Here is a 317-nt window from a genome sequence, read left to right as displayed (position 1 = left end):
TTTTCTAATGGAGTTCTGTACCCTTTTCCTCTAAGTGGATTTAAATTTTTATCTTTAACTAATTCAACTATATTTTTAACTCCACCCCCCATAACATTAGCTGGCACTCTATGAAGTATACCTGCCACTTTATCTCCAATTACTAAAAATCTATATTCTTTTCCTTGTATAAATTCTTCAATAAGAACTGTATTATCATTTTTAAAACCTATATTTAATGCTCTAATTATATCGTCTTTTGATCCACCATTAGGGAAAATACTTATTCCTATACCAAAATTAGTAGACTTAGGTTTTACTACTATTGGAGTATTGAT

Annotated in this window: 1 pseudogene; it reads right to left on the bottom strand. The window is 28.7% G+C overall.

Going from position 1 to position 317, the window contains the following annotated elements:
* Positions 1–317: pseudogene (locus NG904_RS16705) on the bottom strand (bifunctional glutamate--cysteine ligase GshA/glutathione synthetase GshB); the annotation flags it as partial.

The organism is Clostridium sp. ZBS15 (assembly GCF_023845705.1).
Taxonomy (GTDB): Bacteria; Bacillota; Clostridia; order Clostridiales; family Clostridiaceae; genus Clostridium; species Clostridium aquiflavi.
This window is presented reverse-complemented; position numbering and strand designations above follow the sequence as displayed.